The 418-nt window shown below is 63.4% G+C and carries 1 protein-coding gene; it reads left to right on the top strand.

All coding sequences use genetic code 11. From position 1 onward, the window contains the following. Nucleotides 1-405 (top strand): cellulose synthase operon protein YhjQ/BcsQ (locus M3234_RS28955; protein ID WP_285858865.1); only part of this gene is annotated, 405 nt, incomplete at its 5' end. Nucleotides 406-418: the final 13 nt, after the last annotated feature.

The raw sequence follows: 418 nt of genomic DNA, 5'->3' as shown, positions 1-418 counted from the left end.
CAGCAGCTACAGGGCCAGTACCGCTGGCTGCTGCTGGATCTGCCGGCGGGTTATTCGCCGTTGACCCGCGAGCTGCTGACGCTTTGCGATCGCTCGCTGGTGGTGGTTCATCCCGACGCCAATAGCCATATCCGTCTACACCAGCAGCCCCTCCCGGCCAACGGCGATATTCTGATTAACGATCTGCGGGTCGGCAGCCAGCTGCAGGAAGATCTCTACCAGCTGTGGCTGGAGAGCCAGCCGCGCATCCTGCCGGTGACGATTCACCGCGACGAGGCGATGGCCGAGTGCCTGGCGGCGAAACAACCTCTCGGGGAGTATCGTCAGGATTCGCTGGCGGCGGAAGAGGTGCTGACCCTGGCGAACTGGTGCCTGATCCACTATTCCGCCGGGAGAGCGGCATGATCCGCCTCAGTAC

It is taken from the genome of Neobacillus niacini (assembly GCF_023715785.1).
In the GTDB taxonomy this organism is placed as follows: Bacteria; Bacillota; Bacilli; order Bacillales; family Cytobacillaceae; genus Neobacillus; species Neobacillus niacini_E.
Note: the sequence above shows the minus strand (reverse complement) of the source record. Positions and strands in the feature narration are given on the sequence as shown.